This window comes from Candidatus Streptomyces philanthi, assembly GCF_059553635.1.
Genome location: NZ_JCANQV010000340.1, coordinates 1 through 5,680 on the forward strand (window position 1 = coordinate 1; position 5,680 = coordinate 5,680).

Annotated in this window: 7 protein-coding genes; 3 read left to right on the forward strand and 4 right to left on the reverse strand. The window is 72.8% G+C overall.

Going from position 1 to position 5,680, the window contains the following annotated elements:
• Positions 1-648: 648 nt before the first annotated feature.
• Positions 649-1,371 (forward strand): DUF4232 domain-containing protein, encoded by a 723-nt coding sequence (locus AC51EU_RS26280; protein WP_496269567.1) that lies wholly within the window; start codon positions 649-651, stop codon positions 1,369-1,371.
• Between the two features lie 215 nt (positions 1,372-1,586).
• Here AC51EU_RS26280 and AC51EU_RS26285 read toward each other — a convergent pair whose 3' ends face one another.
• Together AC51EU_RS26285 and AC51EU_RS26290 are read right to left on the reverse strand one after the other, a co-directional pair.
• Positions 1,587-2,117 (reverse strand): GNAT family N-acetyltransferase, encoded by a 531-nt coding sequence (locus AC51EU_RS26285; RefSeq protein WP_496269568.1) that lies wholly within the window; start codon positions 2,115-2,117, stop codon positions 1,587-1,589.
• Positions 2,118-2,187: 70 nt separating this feature from the next.
• Entirely contained in the window at positions 2,188-2,979 is a 792-nt protein-coding gene (locus tag AC51EU_RS26290) for a LysR family substrate-binding domain-containing protein (protein WP_496269569.1), read from the reverse strand.
• 58 nt (positions 2,980-3,037) lie between these two features.
• Here AC51EU_RS26290 and AC51EU_RS26295 point away from each other — a divergent pair, with 58 nt between their 5' ends.
• Positions 3,038-3,430 (forward strand): DUF5997 family protein, encoded by a 393-nt coding sequence (locus AC51EU_RS26295; protein WP_496269570.1) that lies wholly within the window; start codon positions 3,038-3,040, stop codon positions 3,428-3,430.
• A gap of 93 nt (positions 3,431-3,523) precedes the next feature.
• Here the strand turns inward: AC51EU_RS26295 and AC51EU_RS26300 are convergent, their stop codons facing one another.
• Positions 3,524-4,267 carry a dienelactone hydrolase family protein gene (locus tag AC51EU_RS26300; protein ID WP_496269571.1) on the reverse strand — a complete coding sequence of 248 codons (744 nt, stop codon included), beginning with the start codon at positions 4,265-4,267 and terminating at the stop codon, positions 3,524-3,526.
• A 391-nt stretch (positions 4,268-4,658) separates the two neighbouring features.
• Here AC51EU_RS26300 and cynS point away from each other — a divergent pair, with 391 nt between their 5' ends.
• On the forward strand, positions 4,659-5,129 hold the full coding sequence (gene cynS, locus AC51EU_RS26305) for a cyanase (protein ID WP_496269572.1): 471 nt from the start codon (positions 4,659-4,661) through the stop codon (positions 5,127-5,129).
• A gap of 45 nt (positions 5,130-5,174) precedes the next feature.
• Here the strand turns inward: cynS and AC51EU_RS26310 are convergent.
• Positions 5,175-5,680: NADase-type glycan-binding domain-containing protein (locus AC51EU_RS26310; protein ID WP_496269573.1), on the reverse strand; the 506-nt coding region annotated here is incomplete at its 5' end.

Consider the following 5,680-nt stretch of genomic DNA (forward strand, 5'->3'; position numbering starts at 1 on the left):
CTGCCGCCCACGGTGCGGCAGTGCCACGCGCTCCCACCGCATCAGCCGTCCACCAGTGCGTCGGCATCCCCGTGAAACCGACGGTCACACCCGACCCACCACCCGCATCACAACCGCCCCACTACGAGCCTCGATCGGCCTCCTCACCAGCAACCAGGGCCAAGCCGAACCGATGCCGTCCCTCAACCGCACCCGCTGACCACCCGTCGATCCCCGGGAAACCATGGCGGACACCCCGTTCCCCAGGAACACCCCACCCCGGCGCGTCACACCGTACGGACGCGGCCGCGAGCAACCACCCCGCAAACCCCGTATGTCCGGCACGTGCATTCGCGTCATCATCGGCGCGGGCCTTCGGCCCCGCCTGTCCGCATCGCCGCAGCTCATCACCCTTGTCCCGGTGCGTCCCCCGACACGCACCCGGCGCAGTCGGACACCATAGCGCCGCGACACGCGCCCCCGCCCGGCACAATGCCTCCGTGCGCCGGTCGCTGCCGCGTGTTCCGCGCGCTTCGCGATGCCTCCGTTAGCGAGGCGTTAGCGCCTCATTAGCGGACCGGCAGCGCCCCGGGTCACGCTGGAAGCACACCGGACGGACCGTACGCACCCGTGCCACGGGTACGCACCCACCAGAAGAGGGGGAGCCCCATGTCGCTCACCAGTTCGCCCCTCGGCCGCGGCCGCCGGGTCGCCGCCGGGTCTCTGATCGCCGTCTCCGCACTCATGCTCACCGCCTGCCAGAGCGGGGAGAACTCCGCTTCCCGCGCGCCGGCCGCGCAGGCCCCCACGACGTCCACCGGGGCGGGAAGCACGGGCACGGGCAGCGGCGACGTCGCACCGCCCCCGGGGCACGACGCCCAGCCGTCGGCCCACGTCGCCCGCCCCTCCGGCGCGTCGGAGTCCGCCGTCCACGGCAACGCCCCGAGCGCCGCCGGGCACGGCACCGCCGCGCTGACCGCGTCGGACCGCTGCACCGCCGCCAACCTGTCGCTGCGGCTCGGCCGGACCGACGTCGGCGCCGGCAACATCCACGTCCCGCTGGTCTTCACCAACAAGAGCAAGCAGACCTGCACGCTCCGCGGCTTCCCCGGTGTGTCGCTGATCGCCCGCGACGGCTCGTCCGTCGGCAAGCCCGCCGCGCGCGAGGGCGCCGCGGGGAAGCCCGTCCAGCTGCGGCCGGGGCAGAGCGCCCACGCCGTGCTCCGCACCGTCAACGAGGGTGTCTCGGACATCCCCTGCTGGTCGGGCGCGCAGATCATCTACGTCTACCCGCCCGGCTCGAAGGAGTCGATGACCACGCGCAGCGCCGGCTTCCGGGTCTGCGGCGGACGGTTCACCGTCACCTCGGTCGAGGCCGGCGAGGCGGGCTGACCCCACCACGGCCCTCGGAGAACCACGGTCACGCCGCCCTCACGGGTCCACTTCCCGGAACCGCCCCCTGACAGGGGTGGTGAAGGACCCGGTACGGGCGGCGGGCCTCGGCCTCCGGGGCGCCGTACCGCACGCCGCCGAAACACCGCGCGCTCTGGACGTGGGGGTGCCCCGCCCCCTCCCGCAGGCACACACCGGACGCGACACCCCCCGCCCTACGCCGTCCACTCCCCGGCGAGCAGCCCGAGGACCACCGTGTTGTGGAAGGCCCCGTACACCCAGGCGGAACGCCGCAGGGTGCCCTCGATCACGAACCCGTTCCCGGTCGCCGCCGCGATCATCGCGGTGTTGTCGGCGAGGGTCTCGATCTGGAGCCGTTGCAGGCCGCGGACGGTGAACCCGTAGGTGCACAAGGCCCGGACGATGTCGGTCCCCAGGCCCCGTCCCCGGAAGGCCGGGAGCAGGGAGAGTCCCAGGTGGGCCGACCTGTTGTGGGGATTGATGCCCCACACCAGGGCCTCGCCGGCCAGCTCCTGCGACGCCAGCTCCTCCACCGAGAAGTACGCCCGCGCCTCCGACGGCACGGCCGCCGCGGCGGGGGAGTCCGCCGCGTCCGGAGGAAGGGGACGCCAGGGGGCGGAGTCCGAACGCGAACGTGTCAGCACGTCCTCGTACAGCTCGGCCTGGAGTATCGGGACATCGCTGTCACGCCGGGTCCGTAACCCGACCTTGCTTCCTCGTATCACGGGTCATTGCTATCCGAAACGCCGCAGACGATCAACAGGGTGGCCCGCCGCATGTGCCCGCCGTCTGGGCCTACGACCTGCGGCGGGGCCTGCCGCGTGTGCCCTTCGGGCCGCCGGAGCCACGCCGCGCGCCCTTCCCCGCTGCCTTACCGCCCGCTGTCCTGCCGCCAGCCGCCTTGCCGCCCGCGGGCTTGCGCTGGGCGCGGCCCGCCTCCGGCCGCTTGTCCTTCGGCTGCGCCTCGGCGGCGGGCCGGCGGCCGCGCGTGCTGTTGACGGTCCGGCCGCGGACGATCCCGATGAAATCCTCCACCAGATCGGTGGTGGCGTCCTCGGGCCACGACAGCGCGACCTGCGACTGCGGTACGTCCGTGATCGTCCGGTAGGTCAGGTCCCGGCGGTGGTGCAGACGGGCCAGCGACTGCGGGACGACGAGCAGCCCCACGCCCGCCGCCACCAGCTCGATGGCGTCCGCCGTGGTGGCGGGCCGCTCGATCGCCGGGCGTCCCGGCGGCCGCTCCCAGTCGAGGGTGTCGTCGAGGGGGTGCAGCACGATCTCGTCGGCGAGATCGTCGGGGGACACCGCGTCGGCCGCGGTGATCAGGTGGTCCTTGGGGACCACGACCACGGTCGTCTCGGTGTAGAGGGGGATCGCGCTGAGATCCGTCCGGTCGATCGGCAGCCGTACGAAACCCGCGTCGGTGGCACGGTCGCGCAGCATGCCGGGCGCCTCGGCGGCGGGCACCTGGACGAGGGTCAGCGGGATGTCCGGCAGCCGCTCGTTCCAGATCTTCACCCACTTGGCGGGGATCACGCCCGGAACGTACGCGAGCCGGAACGAACGGGGTACTTCCGAGCCTGTCACGTGGCCAGGTTACCGGGCGTGTTCGGAGGCGGTGCACACGCTCGATATCCTTGGCACCATGACGTCGCACCAGAGCACCCAGACCATGAAGCCCGCGACCGCGGCGAAGAAGCTGGGTGTGTACCTCCAGGCCACCCCCGCAGAGTTCCAGGAGGGTGTCGTCTCGCGCGACGAATTGAACGCCCTGCAGGCCGACCCGCCCGAGTGGCTGCGCGAGCTGCGCCGCAACGGCCCCCACCCCCGGCCGGTGGTCGCCGCCAAGCTCGGCGTCTCCATCTCGGGTCTCGCCCGCGGCGGTGTCACCGAGGCCCTCACCACGGAGCAGATCGAGGAGCTGAAGCGCGAGGCCCCCGAGTGGCTCCAGAAGGAGCGCGCCACCCAGGCCGAGGTGCGCAAGGAGACCGCGCGCATCAAGGCGAAGCGGGCGGAGAGCGAGAAGAAGGACAGCTGACGGCACATTCCGTCCCGGCGGAGTCACACCTGGTAACAAGAGAAGGGCACCCACGCCGTGGGTGCCCTTTCCCTTTGCCCTCGTGGCCGGTGGTCAGCTGCCCAGGGTCTCGGCGTACAGGCGGGCCAGGGCGGTCCAGTGGCGGGCGGAGGCGGCGGCGTCGTAGGTCGGGTTGTCCGGCACCGCGAAGCCGTGTGCGGCGGGATAGGTCTCGACGGTGTGCTCGACCCCGCCGTCGGTGAGGGCGCGCTCCAGTCGTTCGCGCTGTGCGCGGGGGAAGTGCTCGTCGTTCTCGGCGGCTGCCACATAGACGGTCGCACGGATGCGGTCGGCCAGCAGATGGGGGCTGCCGGGGTCGTCCTCGGCAGCGAGCTGACCGCCGTGGAACGACGCGGCGGCGGTGACACGGTCCGGATGGTGCCCGGCCACGATCAGGGAGATCCGGCCGCCCATGCAGTACCCGGTGGTGCCCACACCGGTCCCGGACACCTCGGGGCGGTCCGTGAGGAACGAGAGGAACGCGGCCGCGTCGCGGACGATCCGGTCCGTGGTGAGGCTTTTGACCAGGGACATCAGGCGCTGGAACTCGGCCGGGTCGGCGAACACCGTGGAGAGGTCGAAGGGGGCGTGTCCGGAGGAGCGGTAGTAGACGTCGGGCAGGAGCACGGTGTGGCCGAGGCCGGCGAGCCGGTCCGCCATCGCGGCGAAGGTCTCCCGGGCCCCGGCGGCGTCCGGGTAGAGGACCACGGCGGGCCGGGCGCCGCCGTCCGACGGCGTGTGCAGGGTCGCGGGGCAGACGCCGTCCTCGGTCGGGACGGTGACATTCGTACGTGGCATGCGGGCTCCCGGTGTCGAGCGACGATCGCCTGCGTCCTACCCCGGGCCACGGCCACCGCGCCGTCCGTTCCCTCGTCCGGGGGTGGGGCGGAGGCCGGACGGTGACGGCGCGGGGGCGTACGAGGCCCTGGAGGGGAGATACCACGCCCGCAGTCGGAGCGGACAGGGAGGGTGACGGCGTACGAGGAGGGGCAGGTTCGAGAGAGGCAGGAGTGAAGCGAGGTGTTTGTGGTGACGAAGGTGCCGGACGGGACCGCGCTCACCGGGACCCACGGAGCGGTCCCGGTGCGTACGCGGACGCCGGACCGGCCCCGTCCCCGCGGCCTGCCTGCCCCGTCCCCCCGTTCCCCTCGCCCGCCGGGAACGGCACCGTCGAAAGGAAGCCCGCCCCATGGTGCACGCCCAGTTCGACCCCACGGCCCGTCAGGAACTCGCCGTCCGGGCCGTCGAGGCCAAGATCCGCAAGGACCTGACCTGGCAGCAGATCGCCGACGCCGCGGGACTGTCGGTCGCCTTCGTCACGGCCGCCGTGCTCGGCCAGCACCCCCTGCCCGAGACCGCGGCCCGCGCCGTCGCCCAGCTCCTGGACCTGGACGACGACGCAGCGCGGCTGCTCCAGACCGTGCCCACCCGCGGCTCCCTGCCGGGCGCCGTCCCGACCGACCCGACGATCTACCGCTTCTACGAGGTGCTCCAGGTCTACGGGACCACCCTCAAGGCCCTGGTCCACGAGCAGTTCGGCGACGGCATCATCAGCGCGATCGACTTCCGGCTCGACGTGAAGAAGGTTCCCGACCCCCAGGGCGGCGAGCGCGCCGTGATCACCCTGGACGGCAAGTACCTGCCGACCAAGCCCTACTGACCCGGTAGCCGAGCGCCCGGGGGCCCGCCCCGGGCGCCGCGCCGGTCAGGTGGTGGAACGGCCGAAGAACTCCAGCTCGGCGACGGCCACCTGCTTCTTGTCCGTGGCGCCGTACGCGGAACGCAGCACCAGCCGCACCGTCACCGCGTCACGTACGTGCACATCGATCTGCTGCGCGCCCCCGTCGTTGATCCGGTGGTGCGAGGTGTGCGCCTTGCCGGACGAGTCGGTGACGACCAGGTCGAACTCCTGCGGACGGGCCTGGTCCGCCGCCTGCGCGGAACGCGGCGAGGTACCCGGCGTGATGAGCAGGGAGAGCAGGTCGGTGGGCTGGCCGAAACCCGCCTGGATCCACTGGCCCGCGGAGTCCCCGGAGTACCCCGTGCCCCACCAGGTGTTGGCGTACCCGTCGCCCGCCTGCTTGGCCTGGTGCTTCGCCGCGGAGTGCGACGCCTTCCAGACGACCGGGTGCACGGGCACCCGCTGGGCGAAGTGGTCCTGCACCGCCCGCGCGACGGGCGGCCCGGCGAAGATCCCCCCGACCACCACGG